Source organism: Anabaena sp. FACHB-1237 (assembly GCF_014696225.1).
In the GTDB taxonomy this organism is placed as follows: Bacteria; Cyanobacteriota; Cyanobacteriia; order Cyanobacteriales; family Nostocaceae; genus FACHB-1237.
Genome location: NZ_JACJPV010000024.1, coordinates 22863 through 46334 on the forward strand (window position 1 = coordinate 22863; position 23472 = coordinate 46334).

The 23472-nt window shown below is 34.3% G+C and carries 20 protein-coding genes and 1 pseudogene; 13 read left to right on the forward strand and 8 right to left on the reverse strand.

The window, feature by feature from the left end; all coding sequences use genetic code 11:
* Positions 1 to 13: 13 nt before the first annotated feature.
* Together H6F32_RS12915 and H6F32_RS12920 are read left to right on the forward strand one after the other, a co-directional pair.
* Positions 14 to 1090 carry a glycosyl transferase gene (locus tag H6F32_RS12915; RefSeq protein WP_190369741.1) on the forward strand — a complete coding sequence of 359 codons (1077 nt, stop codon included), beginning with the start codon at positions 14 to 16 and terminating at the stop codon, positions 1088 to 1090.
* A gap of 98 nt (positions 1091 to 1188) precedes the next feature.
* Positions 1189 to 1608 carry a secondary thiamine-phosphate synthase enzyme YjbQ gene (locus H6F32_RS12920; RefSeq protein ID WP_190369742.1) on the forward strand — a complete coding sequence of 140 codons (420 nt, stop codon included), beginning with the start codon at positions 1189 to 1191 and terminating at the stop codon, positions 1606 to 1608.
* A 102-nt stretch (positions 1609 to 1710) separates the two neighbouring features.
* Here the strand turns inward: H6F32_RS12920 and H6F32_RS12925 are convergent, their stop codons facing one another.
* Positions 1711 to 2394 carry a response regulator transcription factor gene (locus H6F32_RS12925; RefSeq protein ID WP_190369743.1) on the reverse strand — a complete coding sequence of 228 codons (684 nt, stop codon included), beginning with the start codon at positions 2392 to 2394 and terminating at the stop codon, positions 1711 to 1713.
* Positions 2395 to 2467: 73 nt separating this feature from the next.
* Here H6F32_RS12925 and hisG point away from each other — a divergent pair, with 73 nt between their 5' ends.
* Positions 2468 to 3112 carry an ATP phosphoribosyltransferase gene (gene hisG, locus H6F32_RS12930; RefSeq protein WP_190369744.1) on the forward strand — a complete coding sequence of 215 codons (645 nt, stop codon included), beginning with the start codon at positions 2468 to 2470 and terminating at the stop codon, positions 3110 to 3112.
* A gap of 595 nt (positions 3113 to 3707) precedes the next feature.
* Positions 3708 to 3940: pseudogene (locus H6F32_RS20580) on the forward strand (YqeG family HAD IIIA-type phosphatase); the annotation flags it as partial.
* Between the two features lie 379 nt (positions 3941 to 4319).
* Here the strand turns inward: H6F32_RS20580 and H6F32_RS12935 are convergent.
* Positions 4320 to 5252 (reverse strand): NAD-dependent epimerase/dehydratase family protein, encoded by a 933-nt coding sequence (locus H6F32_RS12935; protein ID WP_190369745.1) that lies wholly within the window; start codon positions 5250 to 5252, stop codon positions 4320 to 4322.
* A gap of 198 nt (positions 5253 to 5450) precedes the next feature.
* On the opposite strand from H6F32_RS12935, the gene H6F32_RS12940 reads away from it, so the two are divergent.
* Both H6F32_RS12940 and H6F32_RS12945 read left to right on the forward strand, forming a co-directional pair.
* Positions 5451 to 6611, forward strand: a complete 1161-nt coding sequence (locus H6F32_RS12940; protein WP_190369746.1) for a glycosyltransferase — start codon at positions 5451 to 5453, stop codon at positions 6609 to 6611.
* Between the two features lie 113 nt (positions 6612 to 6724).
* Positions 6725 to 7483: a sugar transferase gene (locus H6F32_RS12945; RefSeq protein WP_190369747.1), complete on the forward strand. Its 759-nt coding sequence runs from the start codon at positions 6725 to 6727 to the stop codon at positions 7481 to 7483.
* 123 nt (positions 7484 to 7606) lie between these two features.
* On the opposite strand, the gene H6F32_RS12950 is transcribed toward H6F32_RS12945, so the two are convergent.
* Together H6F32_RS12950 and H6F32_RS12955 are read right to left on the reverse strand one after the other, a co-directional pair.
* Positions 7607 to 7867 carry a hypothetical protein gene (locus H6F32_RS12950; protein WP_190369748.1) on the reverse strand — a complete coding sequence of 87 codons (261 nt, stop codon included), beginning with the start codon at positions 7865 to 7867 and terminating at the stop codon, positions 7607 to 7609.
* Between the two features lie 105 nt (positions 7868 to 7972).
* On the reverse strand, positions 7973 to 8635 hold the full coding sequence (locus H6F32_RS12955; protein WP_190369749.1) for a class I SAM-dependent methyltransferase: 663 nt from the start codon (positions 8633 to 8635) through the stop codon (positions 7973 to 7975).
* A gap of 177 nt (positions 8636 to 8812) precedes the next feature.
* Between H6F32_RS12955 and H6F32_RS12960 the strand changes: the two genes are divergently transcribed.
* The gene (locus H6F32_RS12960) at positions 8813 to 9751 is read left to right on the forward strand and encodes a phosphoribulokinase (protein WP_190369750.1); all 939 of its coding nucleotides are present in this window, start codon (positions 8813 to 8815) and stop codon (positions 9749 to 9751) included.
* Between the two features lie 230 nt (positions 9752 to 9981).
* Positions 9982 to 10713, forward strand: a complete 732-nt coding sequence (radC, locus tag H6F32_RS12965; RefSeq protein ID WP_190369751.1) for a DNA repair protein RadC — start codon at positions 9982 to 9984, stop codon at positions 10711 to 10713.
* Between the two features lie 439 nt (positions 10714 to 11152).
* Here the strand turns inward: radC and H6F32_RS12970 are convergent, their stop codons facing one another.
* Positions 11153 to 12832: an NAD(P)H-quinone oxidoreductase subunit 4 gene (locus H6F32_RS12970; RefSeq protein WP_190369752.1), complete on the reverse strand. Its 1680-nt coding sequence runs from the start codon at positions 12830 to 12832 to the stop codon at positions 11153 to 11155.
* A 624-nt stretch (positions 12833 to 13456) separates the two neighbouring features.
* Between H6F32_RS12970 and uvrC the strand changes: the two genes are divergently transcribed.
* On the forward strand, positions 13457 to 15358 hold the full coding sequence (gene uvrC / locus H6F32_RS12975) for an excinuclease ABC subunit UvrC (protein WP_313926634.1): 1902 nt from the start codon (positions 13457 to 13459) through the stop codon (positions 15356 to 15358).
* 73 nt (positions 15359 to 15431) lie between these two features.
* Here the strand turns inward: uvrC and H6F32_RS12980 are convergent, their stop codons facing one another.
* The 3 genes from H6F32_RS12980 to H6F32_RS12990 all read right to left on the reverse strand — a co-directional run bounded on the left by H6F32_RS12980 (position 15432) and on the right by H6F32_RS12990 (position 18242).
* The gene (locus tag H6F32_RS12980) at positions 15432 to 16049 is read right to left on the reverse strand and encodes a hypothetical protein (RefSeq protein ID WP_190369753.1); all 618 of its coding nucleotides are present in this window, start codon (positions 16047 to 16049) and stop codon (positions 15432 to 15434) included.
* 36 nt (positions 16050 to 16085) lie between these two features.
* A complete protein-coding gene (locus tag H6F32_RS12985) occupies positions 16086 to 16598 on the reverse strand; it encodes a hypothetical protein (protein WP_190369754.1) in 513 nt (170 codons plus the stop codon).
* A 771-nt stretch (positions 16599 to 17369) separates the two neighbouring features.
* A complete protein-coding gene (locus tag H6F32_RS12990) occupies positions 17370 to 18242 on the reverse strand; it encodes a calcium-binding protein (protein ID WP_190369755.1) in 873 nt (290 codons plus the stop codon).
* Positions 18243 to 18713: 471 nt separating this feature from the next.
* Here H6F32_RS12990 and H6F32_RS12995 point away from each other — a divergent pair, with 471 nt between their 5' ends.
* The 4 genes from H6F32_RS12995 to H6F32_RS13010 all read left to right on the forward strand — a co-directional run bounded on the left by H6F32_RS12995 (position 18714) and on the right by H6F32_RS13010 (position 23434).
* On the forward strand, positions 18714 to 19934 hold the full coding sequence (locus H6F32_RS12995) for an NB-ARC domain-containing protein (RefSeq protein ID WP_190369756.1): 1221 nt from the start codon (positions 18714 to 18716) through the stop codon (positions 19932 to 19934).
* Positions 19935 to 20070: 136 nt separating this feature from the next.
* Positions 20071 to 21447, forward strand: a complete 1377-nt coding sequence (locus tag H6F32_RS13000; protein ID WP_190369757.1) for an ABC transporter substrate-binding protein — start codon at positions 20071 to 20073, stop codon at positions 21445 to 21447.
* 35 nt (positions 21448 to 21482) lie between these two features.
* Complete coding sequence (locus H6F32_RS13005) at positions 21483 to 22532, forward strand: serine/threonine-protein kinase (RefSeq protein ID WP_190369758.1); 1050 nt, start codon at positions 21483 to 21485, stop codon at positions 22530 to 22532.
* 692 nt (positions 22533 to 23224) lie between these two features.
* Positions 23225 to 23434, forward strand: a complete 210-nt coding sequence (locus tag H6F32_RS13010; protein ID WP_190369759.1) for a replication restart DNA helicase PriA — start codon at positions 23225 to 23227, stop codon at positions 23432 to 23434.
* Positions 23435 to 23472 lie beyond the last annotated feature (38 nt).

Consider the following 23472-nt stretch of genomic DNA (forward strand, 5'->3'; position numbering starts at 1 on the left):
AATCAATAAAACTATGAAAAGATTAACAATATATATAGCCATGACAAATCATGGTTATGGACATACAACCCGCACAGCAGCCATCGCTAATACTATCCAAAAATTATGCCCAGATGTGTTATTAATTTTAACTACAACAGCCCCAAGATGGTTAATAGAAAGCTATATTGAAGGTGATTTTATTCTGCGGCAAAGGGCATTTGATTTAGGCATCGTTCAAAGCGATAGTTTAACGATGGACAAAACAGCAACTTTAGAAAAATTGCGAGAAATCCAAAAAAATTATCGGTCTTTAATAGCTTCAGAAGTTAATTTTATTCAACAAAATCGAGTTGATTTAATATTGGGAGATATTCCCTTTTTAGCCGCTGGTTTTGCTAAAGCAGCCAATATTCCCTGTTGGATGATCAGTAATTTTGGCTGGGATTTTATTTATCGAGACTGGGGGGGAGAATTTACAGAAATAGCAGATTGGATTAGTGAATGGTATAGTAAAAGCGATCGCTTATTTCGTTTACCATTTTATGAACCAATGTCAGCATTTTCTAATATTACAGATGTCGGTTTAACAGGAGGTTCTCCCCATATTTCAGTAGATGAAATTAGGCAAAAATGGAATATTAAAACACCTCCAGACAAAACCATTTTATTAACATTTGGTGGATTAAGTTTAGATGCAATTCCCTATCATAACTTGAGTAAATTTCCAGACTGGCAATTTATTACATTTGATAGAAAGGCCCCGAATTTAGCCAATTTAATCAAAATTACTGATTTTAAATATCGTCCTGTGGACATCATGCCAATTTGCAATAAAATCATATCAAAACCTGGGTATGGTACATTTGCTGAAGCCACAAAATTACAAATACCCATAGTTACCATACCGCGTGAAGACTTCGCAGAATCACCAATTCTGTTAACAGGAATTACTAATTATAATCATCATCAAATTATTACATCTACCGAATTTTTTCAAGGAGATTGGGAATTTATTCAGGATATACCACACCCTCCCAAAAAACCTGATAAAATTAATCAAGATGGTAATGAAACCATTGCCCAATCTGTGATAAATTATTTAATGTAAAGTTTCGCTGTACAGTAGCGCAAGCATCTTGCTTGCATACTGATATTTATGCTAATATTACCCATTACGGGTCACTAATCAGCTATTAGCACTAAAAAATGACACACTACCAAAAACTATTAAGAATTTCCACCACCGGAAAATCATTTCAAAATGTTACATCCAAAATAGCAGCAATAGTAACAGAATCAGGAGTAAAAACCGGACTTTGTAGTTTATTTTTACGGCATACATCAGCGAGTTTAGTAATTCAAGAAAATGCGGATCCTGATGTATTAGTTGACTTAGCAAACTTTATGGACAAATTAGTTCCCGACGGTAACAAATATCATTATATTCACAATGCCGAAGGACCTGATGATATGCCAGGACATATTCGGACAGTTTTAACCCATACATCTGAACAAATACCCATAAATAATGGACATTTAGTATTAGGAACATGGCAAGGAATTTATATTTGGGAACATCGTCAACATAACCATATTCGAGAGTTAGTAGTACATATTTCTGCATAGTTATTAGCAGTCAGCAGTCAGGAGTTAAGTAGGGTTAATTAACCCCTGTCTCAGCTTCAAACCTTTTCAAATATAATCAAATATAAAATTTATTTTGCACGACTACTTACCAAAGCGATAACCTTTACCATATACATTGTGAATAAGAGGCATTTCACCTAGTAACTCTATTTTACGACGTAAAAGACGAACTAATGCGGCAATAACATTACTACTAGGTTGTTCTTCATTTTCCCATAAATGTTGCAATATTTGGGAGTGAGTCAGTAATTGTCCCGTATTTTCCATAAAAAACTGCAACAACTGACTTTCTTTTTGAGAAAGTTCAATAATTCTACCGTGACGATAAGCAATTTGATTTTCTATATCTAGTTCTAAATCTGCTACTACTAATTTGTTTATTATATTAGTACAAGTTTCTATATTTGCAGCACGTCTTAATAAAGCTCTTACTCTTGCTAATAGTTCTCTAAGTTCAAAAGGTTTAATTAAATAGTCATCAGCACCAGCATCTAAACCTTGGACTCTGTCGTCTAAAGTATCCTTAGCTGTGAGAAAAAGTACAGGGGTAGTTTTACCTTGATGGCGCAATTCTTGACATATTTGTAACCCAGTTTTTCCCGGTAACATCCAATCTAAAATTAGTAAATCATAACTACCTGCTTGTGCTAAATTATCACCATCTAATCCATTATATGCTGTATCCACAAGATAACCTTCACGAGTTAATAAGCGACTGAGAGGATCTGTAAGTTCAATTTCATCATCAACTAATAAAATGTTCATCTTCCATTCATCTTGTTGGTCAATATAGCTATATTCTAGTTAATACTAAATACAATCAGGATACCAAAAAATAATGTTAACTGTAGCATTACCAAAAGGGGAATTACTCAAAAATAGCATCCAGCTATTAAAATCTGTAGGGTTAGACTTTAGTGCTTTTTTAGAAGCAGGAAATCGTCAATTACAAATTGTGGATGGTAGTGGACAAGCAAAAGGTTTATTAGTACGAGCGCAAGATGTACCAGTATATGTAGAATATGGTCAAGCACAATTAGGAATTGTGGGTTATGATGTTTTAAAAGAAAAACAACCGCAAGTTGCCCAATTAATTGATTTAAAATATGGTTATTGTCGGATGTCTGTAGCAGTAAAAGCTAACAGTATTTATAAGTCTCCTTTGGATTTACCTGCACATGGTAGAGTAGCTTCTAAATATGTAAATTGTGCGCGGGAATATTTTCAAGATTTAGATTTACCTGTGGAAATTGTTCCTTTGTATGGTTCTGTAGAATTGGGTCCAATTACGGGAATGTCAGAAGCTATTGTTGATTTAGTTTCCACTGGTAAAACATTACGAGAAAATGGTTTAATTGAAATTGCGGTATTATATGAAAGCACTGCAAGGTTAATCGTTCATCCTTTGAGTTATAGGTTGAATATGGGGAATATATATCAATTAGTGGAAACAATGAGAAATCAACTTTTGACTAGAATTTAATTTAATTTAATTTAATTTAATGATCATAAAATCTCCTAGAGATGTAACAGATGTATGTTAAACCAAGTTGCTAGTTATAACTAGGACTTACGCAAGTGTCACACTAAAAAATCTGTTGAGTGGGTGCGTCAGATATGAACAATTTGGTTATTTACATGATTTATACTGTCTGACGTGGTTGGTGAGCTTGTCGAACCACACCCTACCAATGTGCCAGTTGCGTAAGTCCTGATATAAACCTTTTCTATCCCCCTAAATCTCCCTTGAATAAGGGGATTTTGATTGATTACCTTCCCAAATCTAGTCTAGGAATAAACCTAATTATTTGTAATTAGCAACTTACGTTATAGCTGTAGACAGAGTAGTTAGGACATCTCATAAAACTCTGACTAAAATTAAGTTTTACTCTTGAATCCTGTAGGGGTAAAGCGCAATGCTAAACCCCTGCCCTAGGTCCTAATCTTGATGGTTATAGCTATATTGTATATTTAAGATGTCTCTAGGAGGTTTAATTTGGCTATTAATAAGGTATTGCCAGGTTCATGAATTTTCTGGAGAGTTTTCATAAAATTATGAGTATGTTTAATATCTAAATATGAATTTGCCTGTACATGAAGTGGGAATGATGGGCGATCGCCTATTTATAGACATTTTATTTAGTAATCGTTTAGGAATGTTTACAATTCTTGGGGTTAATTAACAGAACCCATAGTTCATCCTCAAGTAAAAGACTTGCGTTACCATCCTCTTCGCAACATAGAAGTCTGGATATCCGATATTTTAGTGTCTTCTATCATAGGTAAGTTAACAAAAGTTGACAAAGATTGATAATTCGTTGAAAAACTAAATATAAAGAAATACTTAAGAAATTGAGGGATTGAGAAATTAGGGAAGATAATATATATCAATAACATCAGAGTCAGCCGAAAAAAGACTCTAGCCTATAGCAAACACATATAAATTTATACAGCGTCAGCCTTCACTATAGAGGGATTGACGCTGTATTATTAGCTATAAATAGGGCTTGATGAAAAAATATAAAACTGAGGCTGATAAGCACAGAAAATGGGTGCAAGGGTTTTGAGGAGTATAGTACCAAAACAAAGCATTTTTAGTCGGAGAAATCAAAATTTTCAAATACAAAAAACTCCTTGAACTCCTTAGCCTCAACGAAAGGACTTTTTGGTGCAAACCCTAAATAGGTGCTTTAGAGACTTTGTAAAATTTCATCGTCCACAGAAAAGTCTACAGAGGTTTTATCAGCACCATTGGCTAAATAATCATGTTGGAAAGAGTCTTGTAAACCAGAAATTAAGCTATACTCAGGTTGCCAATTTAATTCTAGTTGGGCTTTATTAATAGATGCAAAAAAGTGTTGTACTCGCATGGGGAAGGCTTTACGTTTACCAAAGTCGAATTTTTTGGGATCGTAATGGAGAATTTTAACATCATTGGCTGATTTACCTACAGCTACAGCACAAGCACGAGCTAAACCGTCAAAAGTGACATAGCGATCGCCTGAAATATTGTAAATCTGACCAATGGCTTTTTCATTACCAATTACTTGTACCATAGCCTTAGCTAAATCTTGAACATGGCCTAATTGAGTAAAATGTGTACCATGACCAGGAATAAGAATAGGGCGATCGCGCACAATTCTATCAAAAAACCAACTCTCTAAAGGATTATAATTTTTAGGTCCATAGATATAAGTGGGACGAATAGAAGTAAAAGGAATACCCAGCTGTTGTAAATAAGCCTCAGTCTCATGTTTACCAGCATGACGACTTTGAGGATCAACTGTATCACCTTCAATGTGGGGCATTTGGTCACACTTGAGGTAAACTCCAGCAGAACTCATATAGATAAAATGTTTAACTCTACCCTGAAAAATTTCTGCTAAAGGTTGAGTATCAGATAATTCTCGACCATTATTATCAAAAATCACATCAAACTCTTCATTGCCTAGTTTTTCCTGCAATTGACTAGGATTAGAGCGATCGCCTACAATTTGTCCTACTCCTGATGGTGCGGCATGATTACCCCGATTATACAACACCACATCATGACCAGCAGCCACTAATAACCGAGTTAGATACACACCAATAAAACGAGTACCGCCAATTACCAGAATACGCATAAACTTCCTCTTTCGCAAAAAGATTACATTCTGCTAATATTACTTTACTGACCACTGACTTCCAATATCAGACATAGAATTTATTTCCTGTGCGTAGCGCACTTCATGAAGTCAAAAGTTGATATTATGACTCCGTAACTCCGTGACTCCTCATTTGATGTAATATCACCTAATATTAATCATTTACCCACATCCACCGTGTCTCCTAAATATGCTTTAGTTCATGAATGGTTAACACCTCACGCCACCGGAGGTTCAGAACTCGTAGTTAAGGAAATATTAAATCACATTCAGGCGGATTTATACGCACTGATTGACTTTGAATCTATAAACCCCCAAAGTTATTTATATCAACGTCAAATTGGCACAACTTTTTTACAGCATTTTCCCTTAGCCAGTCGAGGAGTACAAAAGTATTTACCATTGTTACCCCTAGCGATCGAACAACTTGATTTAAGAGAATATAATATCATCCTTTCGTCGTCCCATGCCGTGGCCAAAGGAGTCATTACCACACCAGATCAAATACATATTTGTTATTGTCATAGTCCCATGCGTTATGCTTGGGATTTAACCTTTGACTATCTGCAACAAAGTAAACTGGGACAAGGTGCCATAGGATGGATCACAAAATACTTATTACATAGTTTACGGCAATGGGACGTATTAAGTAGCAACCGTGTAGATTATTTTCTGGCCAACTCCCAACACACAGCGCGACGCATTTGGCGTTGTTATCGTCGCCAAGCCACCGTTATTTATCCCCCGGTTAATATCCATAACTTGCCATTTTCTGCAAAAAAAGAAGACTTTTATCTGATAGTTTCCCGGTTAGTCAGCTATAAACAAGTATCTCTGATTGTTCAGGCTTTTAACCAACTAAAAAAAACCTTAATAATTATTGGTACAGGTCCTGAAATGAGGAAAATCCGTGACATAGCACAATCTCATATTAAAATTTTAGGATGGCAACCTGATGATATAGTCAAACAATATATGGCTAGTGCTAAAGCCTTTGTTTATGCGGCCTGTGAAGACTTTGGTATTGCACTAGTGGAAGCCCAAGCCTGTGGTACTCCTGTCATTGCTTATGGAATAGGTGGAGCATCGGAAACAGTTAGAGATATTCGTAGTCATCAATCTACAGGGACTGGTATATTATTCCCATACCAAACCGTAGCGAGTTTAGTAGAAACAGTGCAACAATTTGAAACCTATCAACATCTCTATGATCATCACTATATACAATCACATTCACAACAATTTTCTGCGGACACTTTTGGTCAACGCTACTTGGATTTTATCAATCAATGTCAGCAAGCAAGAGTTAATTTCACAAAAAGTAGTTTCACAGCCTAAACTTTTGTATTTATTTGCATTTATTTTGGAAACTTTTACAAATATTTGCTGACAATTACTACATTTTAGTTTTAATATTGGGAATATGTGTGGTGTGGATTATAAGGAGTATCATGACTGCCCAGGGTTCACTTCTCTCCGGCAAACGATACCCACGTAAGGATAACAGTACCTCTACTACTGTTTTCTCAAAACGAGGGCGCAAAATTAAACCTTTTCGGGTAAAGTCGAGAGATTTACCTACTCAGGGTTTATACGGAGATTTTTTTAAAAGACTGTTTGATATAATTTTCTCTTTATCTGTCTTGATTATGTTTTCTCCCTTATACATAATCTTGGCTATTATAGTCGCCTTCAGTTCCCAAGGTCCAATATTTTACATTCAAAAACGGGTAGGTAAAAACTATCGCAGTTTTAATTGTATTAAGTTTCGCACTATGGTGACAAATGCTGATGAAATCTTGGCACAAATAATGGAAACATCCCCAGAATTAAAGGAAGAATTTGCTAGTAATTTTAAACTTAAAAAAGACCCGCGTATTACCAAAATTGGGCATTTTCTCAGAATGACTAGTTTAGATGAGTTTCCCCAATTCTGGAATGTGTTAATAGGTGATATGAGTGTAGTAGGACCTAGACCTTTAGTAACAGATGAATTACCTAAATATGGTGATGCTATGGATGATGTGTTAACTATTCGTCCTGGTATTACTGGTCTATGGCAGGTTTCTGGGCGTAATGATATTCCTTATCCTCGACGGGTACAAATTGATCTATACTATGCCAAAAACCGCAATTTTTGGCTAGACCTACAAATTATTTTGAAAACCATTAATGTGGTAATTATGCCTAAAAATAAAGGTGCTTATTAATTGGTAATTGGTAATTGGTAATTGGTAATTATCCTCTTACCTATTTCCAATTTGCTAAACCCTGTAGCTTTAGTTTGGGTTTGCACCAAAAAGCCGGGGATCTGATGGGAGATTATTTTTGGCTTATTTTTGTAAGTTTACTTGTGATTGTAGCCAAGAATCTACAGGTTGTCCATCTTTACGTTTCAATTCTATTTCTATAATCATGACTTCTTTTGAACCAGGAGGAGCAGGTTTTTGATGGAAAATTACGTCATATTCTAAAGGGTTTTGATTATGTGCTGTTAACCAATCTTGCACTTTTGTTAAGGCAAAAAATGATTGTCCTTGGGCAAACATTTGGGTAATTTGCATTTGTAAATTATAAGGATTTATACGACCCATGTTAATTTTCTCCTCAATATTAGTACATCGAGTAAATATTAAACCCAAGTATCAAGTATAAATGTAATTTTATTTATACTTATATTATGTTTTATTCACTACGTTCTAATTTTTCCTAGCCAATGTTAACCCATCCCCAATGGGTAATACACTTAATGTAATTCGTGAATCTTGATACAATCTGCAATTTAAGGCACGAATAGCCTTAGTTTGCGTATCTTGTACAGCCGTATCTGCTACCTTGCCCGACCATAATACATTATCTATGGCAATTAACCCACCTGAACGAATAAGTTGCAGCGATCGCTCATAATATTTTTCATAGTTACTTTTATCAGCATCTATAAAAGCAAAATCAAAGGTTTCTTTTTCACCATTTAACAATAGCTGATCTAAAGTTTCCAGAGCAGGACTAATATGCAAATCAATCTTATTTGATACTCCCCCTCGTTCCCAATATCTTCTAGCAATACTTGTAAATTCATCACTAACATCGCAGGCTATCACTTTACCATTCATCGGTAAAGCTAAGGCCACCACTAAAGCACTGTATCCAGTAAAAACACCTATATCTAGCGTCTTTTTTGCTCCCAGTAATTTAATTAACAAAGCCATAAACTGACCCTGTTCAGGAGAAATTTGCATCTGTGACATGGGATGCTGGGCGGTTTCTTGACGCAATTGGGCTAAAATAATCGGTTCGCGCAGAGAAACAGAAAGTAAGTAATCATACAAATCTTCTTCCAAGCCAATACTTTTTCTAGACATAATTTCCCGGTAAAAGAGTAAGTAACTTCTTGATCTTTGATGTGAAATCAGTTTTTATTAAGAGTAGTTGCGAAGAGCATCACAATTGACGTTCTTTTGCTAATTTCCTTCTAAAATTAAATCAAACTGTTCCTAGAAAACATTATTACACAATTAAATTGTGTTCAAGGGGGTAGAATGACTAGACCAATTATTCTTGGTATTGTTGGTGATAGCGCAGCAGGTAAAACTACTCTAACTAGAGGTATTGCCCAGGTACTTGGTCCTGAAAATGTTACTCTGATTTGTACAGACGATTATCATCGCTATGATCGTAAACAAAGAGCAGAAATAGGAATTACGGCTTTACACCCTGACTGCAATTATTTAGACATTATGCAGCAGCATTTATCTTTACTCCGTACTGGTCAAGCTATTCTTAAACCTGTTTATAGCCACAAAACAGGAACCTTTGAACCTCCTCAATATATTAAACCTGCTAAGTTTGTCATTATTGAAGGTTTACTGGGTTATTCTACCCGTGCTGCCCGTGACTGCTATGATGTGAAAGTATATCTTGCACCTCCTGAAAGTCTTCGCGCTAATTGGAAAATTAAACGAGATACCCAGAAACGTGGTTATACTTCTGAACAAGTATTAGCGGAGTTAGAAAAACGTGAACCTGATTCAGAAAAATATATTCGTCCTCAGCGTCAATGGTCTGATATAGTTGTGACTTTTTATCCACCTAAAGATGAATTAGAGGAAAATAGTGGACATTTGAATGTTAAATTAATTTTGCGTCCATCCATTCCCCATCCTGATTTTACGGAAATTATCCAGGCCGGAGAAAGTAGCGATCAATGTGCTGTCCGTCTAGGTTTAGATAGGGATATGAATAAACCAGTAGATGTGTTAGAAGTTGATGGCCATGCAACATTAGAACAGGTAAATAAAATTGAACACATTATGTGTTGTGATTTACCTTATCTCAAAAATGTGTGCGATCGAGAAATTAATCCAGAACTAGGTAAAGTTGCGGGGACTACAGGAGAAACATTACAAAGCTATCCTTTAGCTTTGACTCAACTGATAATTACCTATCATATGCTCAAAGCTACGCAAATTCATCAATAGCTATCAGGATTCAGCAAGTCAGTACGGGTTTAGCAGTGCTAAACCCAAAACTTCGCACCATGCACCATGCACTACTTAAGTATTACCCGCAAAGATTAAAGATTTTATTAACTGATAAAGATAATTTAGAAAATCAGGATAAAGTATATAAACAGTACATAAGTAGTTGATTTTATCCCTATTCTCAACTATTCTCTCTCCTAAATCATAACTAACTTTGCACACTCGTCATGACTTACTGCTTAAGAATAGCTGACTTACCAGAAAATGAGCGTCCCCGCGAAAGATTAATCGCTCATGGTGCGAAAATACTAGCTACAGCCGAATTAATTGCCATTCTCATAGGTACGGGTCAAGGTCCAGGTAAACTCTCAGCAGTAGGTTTAGGACAGTACATTTTACAACAACTGGGAAAAACCCAAAATGACCCCCTAGCAGCATTAAGAGATGTTACCCCGGCAGAATTAATGACTATTCCTGGAGTGGGAGAAGCAAAAGCTACTAGTATTATTGCTGCTATAGAATTAGGTAAACGCGCTTTTTTATCTCGTCCCTCGGAAGGAACAGTTATTGATAGTCCTTTAGCTGCTGCTGCAACGCTTAGTCAAGACTTAATGTGGCAAAATCAAGAAAGATTTGCAGTTTTATTGTTAGATGTTAAAAATCGCTTATTGGGAACAAAGGTAATTACTATTGGTACTGCAACGGAAACCTTAGCTTCTCCCCGTGATATTTTTCGAGAAGTGATTAAACAAGGCGCAACCAGAGTTATAGTAGCTCATAACCATCCATCGGGTAGTTTAGAACCTAGTCAAGCAGATATAGACTTAACTCGTCAGTTACTAGCAGGAGCGCAGTTATTAACAATTCCTGTGTTAGATCATTTAATCATAGGTAATGGAGAACACCAAAGTTTAAGAGAGATTACTGATTTATGGGACGAATATCCACAGGAGGACTAGGTTAATACTGGTTTGATGTTGATAGTAAAAGTATTGAGTTTAAATCACAAAAATATAGTCAAACATAGTCAAATATAATCATTTGTGTTATGATTGGAGAATGAAACTATCTGACTATTCATCCTCATATCCTCTTTGATAATTTATGATACTTAACATCTGTACCTCATAATAATGGAAACTGCTGTAATACTCTCAATTTGATAAATTTAGGACTTATGCCAGTGTCACACTAAAAAATCTGTTGAGTGGGTGCGTCAGATATGAACAATTTGGTTATTTACATGATTTATACTGTCTGACGTGGTTGGTGAGCTTGTCGAACCACACCCTACCAATGTGCCAGTTGTGTAAGTCCTGAAATTAAACAAAACTCAACAAAAAGATCCCCAACTTCTTAAAGAAGTTGGGGATCTGGATTTTTTACTAGTATAAATTACTAGAAATTAGCAGAATTTAAACTCACCGCCGCAACTTTGCCAGAAAATAGGCCATTGGCGTAAATATTCCGTTTAGATTCAGCAACTATGCTATAGGATTGGCGTACATGAGTATTAACAGCTACAGTTTTAGCGTCATACATTTGCATGGCTACTTTAGGATATAAACCTATGCCGATGATAACTACGATAAAACAAGCAGCAATAAATATTTCTCTTGGTTTAGCATCTCTATAAACTGCCTGAGTTGGTAAAAGACAATCTGTACCAAAGCAAGCTGTACCTTCATCTTCCTGATTTTCTATTTTGGCGTTATTAATGTCACAAATTAACGCTGCATCTTTACCATAAAATACCTGACGTAACATGGAAAGTAGATAAATTGGTGTGAGAATAACTCCCACAGCGGCTAAAAATACAGTGATGGTACAGAATGTGGAAGTATAAACATCACTGGTTGTTACACCGACAAATACGGAAAGTTCTCCTACAAAACCGCTCATACCTGGTAAAGCTAAAGAAGCCATTGCTCCAATTGTAAATAATGCAAATACAATAGGCATAGCTTGACCAATACCACCCATGTCTTTCATGACCATTGTATGAGTGCGATCATAAGTAACGCCAGCGAGGAAGAATAATACAGAGGCGATTAAACCATGTGAGATCATCTGTAACATTGCGCCATTCATGCCTAAGTCTGTGAAAGACGCTAAACCTAACAATACAAAACCCATGTGGGAAATTGAAGAGAAGGCTAAACGGCGTTTCATATTAGTTTGAGCAAAGGAATTTAAAGCTCCATAGATAATATTAACTACGCCAAGAATAGCTAACACAGGTGCAAAGTAGATATGGGCTTCGGGTAATAGTTCCATATTCAAGCGAATTAAACCATAACCACCCATTTTTAATAATACCCCTGCCAAAATCATGGATACTGGAGAAGATGCTTCACCGTGAGCATCTGGTAGCCATGTATGTAGCGGAAAAACGGCTAATTTGACACCAAAGGCAATAAATAAACCTGCATAAAGTAATAGTTGTAAATTCAGGGGATAATCTTTTAAGGCTAGATTAGAAATATCAAAATTCAAATTACCAGTACCATATAATCCCATAGCTAGGGCTGCGACTAAAATAAACACAGATGCGGCTGCGGTATATATGATAAATTTTGTGGCTGCGTAACGTCGCTTTTGACCACCCCAAATAGAAACTAATAGATATACGGGAACTAATTCAACTTCCCACATGATGAAGAATAACATTAAGTCTTTAGCAGCGAAGACCCCTATCTGTGCTGAATACAGCATCAGCATTAAGAAATAAAATAATTTGGGTCTACGATCTACCTGCCATGCGGAAAATATGGACAGGGTAGTAACAAAGCCTGCTAATAAAACTAATGGAGCAGAAATACCATCAATCGCAACAGACCAATTTAACCCAAGTTGGGGCATCCAAGCGAAAGTTTCTACCATTTGGAAGTTAGGGTTTTTAGCATCGTAATTTAGCCAAAAGCCTAAACACATTAAAGCAAAGTCTGCTATACCTACTCCCAGTGCATACCATCTGACAAGTTTACCTTCTTTATCAGGTAGGACGGGAATGAGAAAGGATGCTACCAGTGGCAGTAGGATGATTGTAGTCAGCCAAGGAAATTGATCTGCTATCATGTCAATAGGGAAAAATACTCATTTTAGTGATGAGATCATTCTACTAAAGTTTGTAACAAGTTTGTAATAAATTCTGGAGAATCTTGATAGTTTTTTTGCGAATATTGGTATAGAAGGAATAAATACCTAGAAATATCTGATGATATTAATTGATTAGATCAGAACATTTGCTCAAGATTTACAGGAGTTAGGTAAGTATAACTAAGGTACGCTAAAGTACAATTTTGCATACGAGCAAATAGTTTATTTATATTGTATAATTTAATAAAAGCATTTATTTTTTTCATGATGTTATATTTACTTACTACTATTTGCAATAGAGAATAAAGATATAATTTAATAGAGAGCATATATAAAAGTCAGATCCCCGACTTCTCTAAGAAGTCGGGGATCTTGTGGTTAAATCTAATGGATTTGATTTACAATTGGGAAGATATATTGTTAGGACTCACGCAAGTGTCACACTAAAAAATCTGTTGAGTGGGTGCGTCAGATATCAACAATTTGGTTATTTACATGATTTATACTGTCTGATTTGGTTGATGAGCTTGTCGAACCATACCCTATCAATGTGCCAGTTGCGTAAGTCCTGATTGTAATTACTTAAATTATTTATCTGGAATTGTGACGATATTACCACTTGTTAAAAATCCCGAAAAACTAGAAAGTCGGTTAACAGAAATTCCTGCACAACCAGGGGTTTATTTGATGCGAGATAATAGCGATCGCATAATATATATAGGTAAATCTCGAAAATTGCGATCGCGTGTTCGTTCCTATTTTCGTGACTCTACAAATAAAACAGAACGTATTCATAAAATGGTTAGACAAGTGACAGAAATTGAATTTATTGTCACTGATACGGAAGCGGAAGCATTAGCATTAGAAGCAAATTTAATTAAACAACATCAACCATATTTTAATGTTTTACTCAAGGATGATAAAAAATATCCTTATGTTTGTATTACCTGGTCAGAAAATTACCCACAAATTTTTATTACTCGTAAACGTAAACTAGGAAAATTAAAAGATAATTTGAAAGATAGTTTGAAAGATAATTTGAAAGATAAATATTATGGACCTTATACAGATTCTAGTTTATTAAGAGAGGTATTACATACCTGTAAAAGAATTTTTCCCATTAGACAAAGACAACAACCTTTATTTAAAGATCGTCCTTGTTTAAATTATGATATTGGTCGTTGTCCTGGAGTTTGTCAACAATTAATTTCTGTGCAAGAATACCATAAAGTTGTGCAAAAAATAGCGATGGTATTTCAAGGCAGAATTGAGGAATTAATTGAGACTTTAACTGCACAAATGGTAGCCGCTTCAGAGGAATTAAATTTTGAAACTGCGGCTAAAATTCGGGATCAAATTATTGGTTTAAAGTCTTTGACTAGTCATCAGAAAGTATCCCTACCTGATGATACCATTTCCAGGGATGCTGTAGCTTTAGCAAGGGATGATCGACATACTTGTATTCAATTATTTCAAATTCGTGCGGGTAAATTAGTAGGAAGATTAGCTTTTACTGCAAATGCTGATCATGAACCTGGGGAAATTTTACAAAGAGTTTTAGAGGAACATTATCAAATAACCGAAGCTGTGGAAATTCCTTTAGAAATTTTAGTACAATATGAATTACCTGATGGTGATATTTTAGGTAATTTTTTAACAGAGAAAAAGGGGAGAAAAGTAACAATTATTGCTCCCCAAAGACAAAGTAAAGCGGAATTAATAGAAATGGTGGAAAAGAACGCCAAATATGAATTAGAAAGAATGCAGAGATTAAGTAATAGTAATCAAAAATCCTTAGAAGATTTAGTGGATATTTTAGATTTAACAGAATTACCAAGACGTATTGAAGGTTATGATATTTCCCATATTCAAGGTAGTAATGCAGTAGGTTCACAAGTGGTATTTATTGATGGTCTACCTGCTAAACAATATTACCGTCATTATAAGATTAAAAATCCTGATGTTACTATTGGCCATTCTGATGATTTTGCCAGTTTAGCGGAAGTGATTCACAGAAGATTTAGGAAATATATTGAAGATCCGAAATTAACTAGAATTGGTAATAATGATTGGCCAGATTTAGTGATGATTGATGGAGGAAAAGGTCAATTATCATCAGTGATAAATATTTTATCAGAAATGGGGTTATTGGCAGATTTAAAAGTTGTGAGTTTAGCCAAAAAACGCGAAGAAATATTTTTACCTGGGGAGTCTCAACCCTTAGAAACTGATCCAGAACAGCCAGGAGTTCAACTATTAAGAAGATTACGAGATGAAGCCCATCGTTTTGCTGTGACTTTTCATCGTCAACAAAGAAGTGAGAAGTTCACGCGATCGCATTTAGATCAAATTCCCGGTTTAGGTAAACATCGGCAAAAATTACTATTAGGACATTTTCGATCTGTTGACTATATTCGTGAAGCTACTTTGACGCAATTAATGGAAGTTTCAGGAATAGGAAAGAAGTTAGCAGAGGAAATTTATGATTATTTTCATCCTCAATGAAATATATATGTTTATGGACATAAAAAAAAGTAATTTTTGCCAACAGTTACAGAGATTAGGTCAGTTAACCTCCCTATCTATAATTTACAATTCGACTGGGATAAACTCTAAAAGAGTCAAAAAAGTAAGTTGCTTCTGTAGTTAATTCATCATAACTTCTTGCTCCAATTAAATAAAGTCTGCGTCTAACTACATATCCTTGATATTGTCCTTGACTGCCATCAGAATGTTGGATGAGTAACTCAATTCCTGGATATCCTTCAACCACCATATTCGTGCTTTTTATGACTTTTCCTTGAGTATCCAAATTTTCTCGCATAGCTGTTTGCAAGATTTGTCTAGTCTCCTCTTGAGTCCAATAATTAGCACCTTGTGGTAAGTCTTCATGAACGATAATATATATTGTTTTATTTGTTTCATTGGTCGTTATCAAGCTCTTACTAGTATTATCTGTTACCACTCCAGGCATCCAAATTCTAAAATCTCTTTGTGGTCCCCAATAATAGTCATCTCTGGCGATTTGAATAGGTTGTTTCCTGTTCAATATTTGGGTGATATTTAATTTTGAATTAATCTGATAGTTGGTAGATTTTACCTGATTTTCTCTGGCTATTACTGGATTTTCTATAGGTAACAAAGCTAGGGAAAATAGAGAAATCACAACTGTTTTCAAACTGTAATTAAGGTTCATAACTTCCTCTAAATTTGGTATGAGTTTTCTTAATTTTTATTTCATTGCTTCTATGTCAACAGATGAACAGCGTTCTCTAGCGTCACAAGTTACAACTACTAATGAACCATCAGGTTGAATGGAAAACAAAAAATTATCAGCAATATAAGTAGGATGTGAAACAGAAGTTCCCGCATAAACAGGATTATATCCTAATAAAATTAATCCTTTTGATGAAGATTTAAGTTCCATATACTGATCAATAGCTGCTTGTTTTCCCAGATTAGGATCAAAGTAACTAACTCTCAAAACTCCGTAATACCCTTCCATAACCAAGACACCTTGATGCACAATTCCATCAGCACTGAAGGTTAATATCCATGAACCATAGAGAGGAGAACTTGCTTCTGTTAATTGGGCAATTTTTCTTGATGAAAAAGGAGCAATGAATTGAGAATTATGATTAATAGGAACTGCGATCGCCAGATTTTTAGCATCTACTGATTTCATGTCAAATAATCCTATTCCTAATATTACAGCTAGGAAAGAAACTATTTTTTGATAGTTCATATTTTTCTCATCTATGTTCATTAGTATTTAGTTGGAAACAAGAGATAGTATTTGCCTCAAGATGTTTGAATAGGTACTATCTAACTTTGTGAGCATTTCTTAATTCCAGTATGTCAGATAATTGTCGTTGTTGTATTTGCTGACATATTTATTTACAAATGTCAAATCCTAAAAGGAAAGGTGTAATTCTTATAGCGACTAACCAAGAAAATAAGACGTTCCATATTTACAGGATGAATTAGTAGGGGTTGCTGAATCATGGGATCATTTCACTGAATTTAGAACGAATCTCCAATGGTTTCAACCGCCATTTCATCCAGCATTTATGGAACGCCGATTATACAAACCTTTGCAGGTATTATTTATAGGACTTACGCATTGACATAATCAACTAAATATGGACTATGGGTTTCGGGCATTTTAACGTGATTTTTTGATGATTTTTGAGTGATAGCTTCCCTTGCCGTGAGCATTGCTACTGATCAGAAGTTAATCGCCAAAAGCCTGAAACGACGGATTTTCCTTTATTCACATCATGGTGAATTTGTACAGTGCGTAAGTCCTAATTTAATCCAAAACTCCAGAAATAAACAAAGCAATCATGATCCAAATTGGAAGTATAGCTGTAGACAAAGTAGTTAGGACATCTAATAAAACTCCCACTAAAATCAGGTTTTACTCCTGAATCCTGTAGGGGTAAAGCGCATTGCGCTTTACCCCTACGTCCTAATCTTGATGGCTATAGCTATAATTGATAAAAATCTTAGAAATCTAGACTAATACAACATCTAAGGAAACCACAAAGCCAGATGGTTTGTTCTCAATTACGGCAAATGTACTCCCCAGGAAGGACAAATTACCATTGAAGGAGTTATAGCTGAACTGATTCAAGGAGGTAGCACCAAATCCAATTTTGCTCACCTGAATTTGATCACCCTGTGTCCACTGGAAGTCTTTGATGATGTCAATGCCTTGAAATTGGCTGTTAAATACAAATTTATCAGCACCTAAGCCACCAGTCAGGGTATCAGCACCTAAGCCACCAGTAAGAATGTTATTGCCACTATTACCAGTGATCACATTGTTATTACCATTCCCTGTACCATTAATATTACCAGTACCAGTTAATGTCAGGTTTTCTAGTCCAAATCCCAAAGTGAAGTTTACCGAGGAAAATACTGTATCTACACCACCTAAAGCATCGTTATAGTATTCCGTAACTACATCACCTGCATTATCTACATAGTATGTGTCACTGCCATCACCACCATACAGGGTATCAGCACCTAAGCCACCAGTAAGAATGTTATTGCTACTATTACCAGTGATCACATTGTTATTGCCATTCCCTGTACCATTAATATTACCAGTACCAGTTAATGTCAGGTTTTCTAGTCCAAATCCCAAAGTGAAGCTTACCGAGGAAAATACTTTATCTACACCACCTAAAGCATCGTTATAGTATTCCGTAACTACATCACCTGCATTATCTACATAGTATGTGTCACTGCCATCACCACCATACAGGGTATCAGCACCTAAGCCACCATCAAGCGTGTCATTGCCATTGAAACCGTATATGATATCACTGGTAGATGTTCCCAATAAATAGTCATTTCCATTTGTGCCGTTTTTGATTGCCATATTTTTCTCCTTGATTCTGTAACAAGAATAACAGAGATTAATGTGATTGTCATCACTAATTTTTTTAAGTATTAACTTTATTAGGTTCAATACTGTTGCCAAAACCCTGAAACCTTATTGATATCGTAACGTATTGGTTTTGATCCCTATATTTGGAAAATCGCCAAAGGTATTGTAGGTTAATAAAACAGGACTTACGCAAAAGTGAACAAAACTAAGGGTAATTCATGAAGTAGGGGTAATTCATGAAGTAGGGGTAATTCATGAAGTAGGGGTAATTCATGAATTACCCCTACGCAAGAATAAGGTTTTCAGTTACATCTTGCATAATTTCTCTAAAATGAACATACAGTTAAGATACAATATTAAAATACAACTGAGAATAAGAGATTAAGTGAGACGTAGACTATGAGTGATAAAAAGATAATCAGACAATTTAGGGATTGGTTAAAGAGGGAAAAAAGAATAGATTTGAATTTAGATTCCCTTGAAGAAGAAATTTTAGAATATTCTTTACAAGGCTTATCTTACAGCATGATGAGTGACAGGATCATGAATTATGATTTATCTTATATCAGTAATATAAAGGCTCCCAAATTATTCAGAAAGTTGAGACAATTTACAGGATTAGATATCAATAAGAAAAATTGCAAGTTAACTATCCAAAAAATTTTAACATCTGATCAACCACAAGTATTTCAAAAAATAACAGGAAATTTATCACATATCAATTTACGAGAAGCACCAGATTTTAATGATTTCTATGGACGCACAATAGAACTAGATAAGTTGCATCAATGGATAATTAAACAACATTCTCGTTTAGTAGGTATTTTTGGGTTAACTGGAATTGGTAAAACAGCATTAGTAAGAGAGTTAGTAGAAAACATTAAAGATGATTTTGACTATGTTATTTGGAAAAATATGGAATTTTCCTCTGATTGGGAACAATTTATAACTCATTTGGAAAGTTGCTTTGGATATCATAGTTCAGAAATAAGTCCATATCCCAGAATTTTAAATCTGATTGATTATCTAAAAAACCATCGTTGTTTATTGATATTTGATCAATGGGAAGTAGTTATGGGAGATACAACATCATCGGAAAATTATAACAAATTACTTAGCCAAATTGGTAATTTGCAACATCAAAGTTGTTTGTTATTCACTGGGTTGCAAAAACCTACGATCATAGATTCAATCAGAAATAAAAATAAGATTAGGCAATTGTCATTATCTGGTTTAGATAATAAAGATGCGAGAATATTATTAGAGAAATTAAAACTTCAAGATCCGGGTATAGATACATTAATTAGAAATTATAAAGGACATCCATTAGCTTTAATATTAGTTTCTGAAAATATTAAAAGTGTACATAATGGCAAAATAGAGAAAGTTCTGGATAGTACATTGTTTCTGGATGATGTCTTGATGGATTTATTGGAAAACCAGATTTATTCTTTACCTAGTTTACAGCAAAATATTATTAAGAAATTAGCAACGGAAAAAGAGCCGGAAACCATTTTTGAAATTTATCAATATTTTCCTGATTCCTCTCAAGCAGAAATTAGTGCTGCGATAAATAATTTATGGAAAGTTGGCGTTATGGAAAAGGATGATATGCTAGAAGAGATAATTCTTTGGGTTATCAATCCTTTAATTCAAAAATATATTAGAAGACGTTGTAGATAATTTTATCAGGAGAATCAAGATGAAATTCTTTCGCAGAAAAAAGGCCAAATACTCTAGGCTAATGAAACGGTTATTTTTAATAATATTCACAGTTATTTTTGCTTTCTGTATATATGTTATCATTATTCCACCTAAAGTGAACTGGTGTACAAACTATGAGTTAGGGGATAAAATTTCCTGTGGAGAAGAAAGTCTGATAACAGAGACAAAAGAAAAATATGGCTTTAAAGATTTTCAAAAAGGTAAATGGCAAGAAGCTGTTAATTTTTTCCAAAAACAGAGAGCAAATAATGGCAATAACCCGGAAATTTTAATCTACTTGAATAATGCCAAATTAATGCAGAAGGCAAGGAACACAACTTATACTATTGCTGTTGTTGTTCCTAGTAATCAAAATAATAATAGTCAAGGAGTAGCAGAAGCTTTATTAAGAGGTGTGGCACAGGTTCAAGAAGAATTTAACAAAGAAAATTCCAATATTGGTTTAAAAGTTCTAATTGTTAATGATGAAAATAATCCTGATCAAGTTGCTAAATTAGCTGAGAATCTTCTTTCTAAAGATGATGTAGTTGCAGTAATTGGACATTATACTTCTGAAGTTACTAAAGCAGCTTTACCTGTTTATCAAAAGAACGAAGTAGTTGTTATTTCTCCTGGTTCCACTGCCATGAGAGAAACTATTTTATATGGTAAGACATATTCAACAAATTATTTCTTTAGGACTGTTCCTACTGTGAAGACTGTAAATCGTCTTTTAATTGATAAATTGCAATTATCTCAATTATTTGATAGGCAAAAAGTAGCTGTTTTTTATAATCCAAATAGCACTTACAGTAAATCTTTTTTTCAGGAAGTTAGGCAACAATTAGGAGATAATAAGATCATAGCTATAGATATATCTAATCCTGGTTTTATTGCTAAAAATATCTTAATTAATGTGAAAAAGGAAGGTGCTAAAGCACTAATTCTTATTCCTGATGGTCATGTTAAGTCTCAGTCTTTCAAAAATACTTTATCCCTGATTAATTTGAATAGAGATGAATTACCAATGGGAGGAGGTTCGGTTATTTATGATCCTGATATATTAAAAACCATAGATATAAATAGGGTCAAAAAACTTGTCCTAGTGATTTCTTGGCATCGTTTAACTACTCCTAATCAGGAGGTGATTGCTAAGGCTAAAAACCTTTGGGGAACAGGTGATATAAGTGATAAAACCGCTATGTCTTATGATGCTACTTTAGTTTTAACAGAAGCTCTGAAAAAACTAAATATAAATGATGATGTGAAAAGACAAAGATTAGATATACAAAAACAATTAACTCAGTTACAAGTTACAGCAGGAGCTTCAGGAAAGATATCTTTTGATAGTGATGGAGATAGAAAAGAGGAAATTTCTGAAATAGTTAAGGTTGTATCTGTACCTCGTCAATGCTCCGAATATAGTGCTATGTTTGTACCGATTAATTATGATGTGACAAAGTTACCTTGCTATGGTAAAGTATCAAAATAAATCACCTTTTTATTAAATCAAAAGAGAGGAAAGTTATGATTCAATCTGGAGATATGATCAACAATCGTTATCATGTTATTAAAGAATTAGGATCTGGAGGTTTTGCTAAAACCTTTGAAGTAAAAGATAAAGCAGAGAATGATCATAAAGTAATTAAAATTTTGCAGGACAATGCCTATTCTCATCCTAAAGTGCGGGAACTTTTTGCACGAGAGTATGACATATTAAAACGATTAGACCATCCTGGAATTCCTGGAGTAAAAATAGATGGTTATGTAACGATTACTTATAATCAGAATAGCCAAGTGTTTACTATACCTGGTTTAGTTATGGAAAAAATTGATGGTGAAAATTTACAGCAATGGTTAAAAATTAATACAAAAATTATCAACACACAACAAGCTATTCAATGGTTAAAAGAACTAATTGATATCTTAGATTATGTTCATAATCATCAATATGTTCATCGAGATATTAAACCTAGCAATATTATGTTAAAACCAAATGGTAAATTAGTCTTAATTGATTTTGGTATTGTGAAAGAATTAAGTCAGCAGTATGAAAAGCAAAATGTTCCTGCTACAAAAATTGGAACTCCTGGTTATGCTGCTCCAGAACAAGAAAATGCAACGTTGCCAACTTGGCAAACTTGGTTAGCAAACCAAAACCATCAGTTTGATCATAGGGCTGATTTTTTCTGTTTAGGTCGTACTTTTGTTCATTTATTAACAGGAATTGAACCTACTATCCTCACAATAGATTCACGGAATGGTAAGTTATTATGGCGAGATAAAGCTACAGGAATTGATGAGGATTTTAAGGATTTAATTGATTGGTTAATGGAATATAAACCAGATAAAAGACCGCAAAATACACAGGAAATAAAGGATTTACTTGAACCAAAACCAGCTATTATATTTCCTGTACCAATGGTTTTTTTTAGTTTTGCTCTCAATTTTGTTTTGTTAGCTTTACTAGCTATGGGAGTTACTTTAACTATAGGCTGGAAAGTTTTATTTGTGGTTATTTTATGTGTAATTGGTGGTTTTTTTGTTAAGCCCTTAATGAAATATTTTCAAGATTAAGACTTAGGGGTTTAACAATACTAAACCCCTACATAATTCAGGATTAAAACTTGATTTTAGCGGGAGTTTTATGAGATGTCCTAACTACTCTGTCTAGAACTATACAAGCAAGAAGTTCGTACTACTGTAATTTTAGAAATTTTAGACTCATGTCCGTATAGGGTAAGCTAAGTGCTTAAATACATATAAATATTAACTATAAATATTAACTATAAATATTAACTATAAATATTAACTATAAATATTAACTATAAATATTAACTAAAGATAAAGAAATGATTTTTGTAACTTGAGTTACAGTTTTTCTCATCTGGTAACGCTTGAATACAAAAACGACCTATTTTTGATCACTACAGTAAATTGCCTAAACTCAAGGCTTAACCCATAGGGATCGCTAGGAAACTAGAGGGAATAGATCGCTAAGGTAAATTTTTATATCGAAAGGATGAAGACAAAGTTTAGTTAATTTATGATAATTAAAAGAGACGATGCCTATGGAGAGGGAAGCGATCGCTATTGTTTATAAAGTTTATAAAGTTTATAAAGTTTATAAAGTTTTTTGGTGTGAAGTTGATATCTAAATTTGTTTGTTGTTTTTTGTTGATTTTCTGACAAATTACAAAGGTTTTTGGTTTCAAATATCTCAAACAAGAATCTCAAAAAATTATTAAATCAAATCCAGGGGTTTTAAAATGCAATTATTACAAAATGTTCAACCTGTTCAAACTATTCAAAAAATTCACTGTCCTAATTGTGGTTCTGCGGCTGAACGTCACTATATTCATGATAGTCAGATTACACGCACCCAATGTTCAAGTTGCGATTATTTGATGATCACTTGTACCCAAACTGGTAAAGTAATTGAGGCTTATGCACCGGGTATTTATCAGAAAAGATATTAAAAACAGAGATTAAGAGTCAGATACCCGACTTCTTAGAG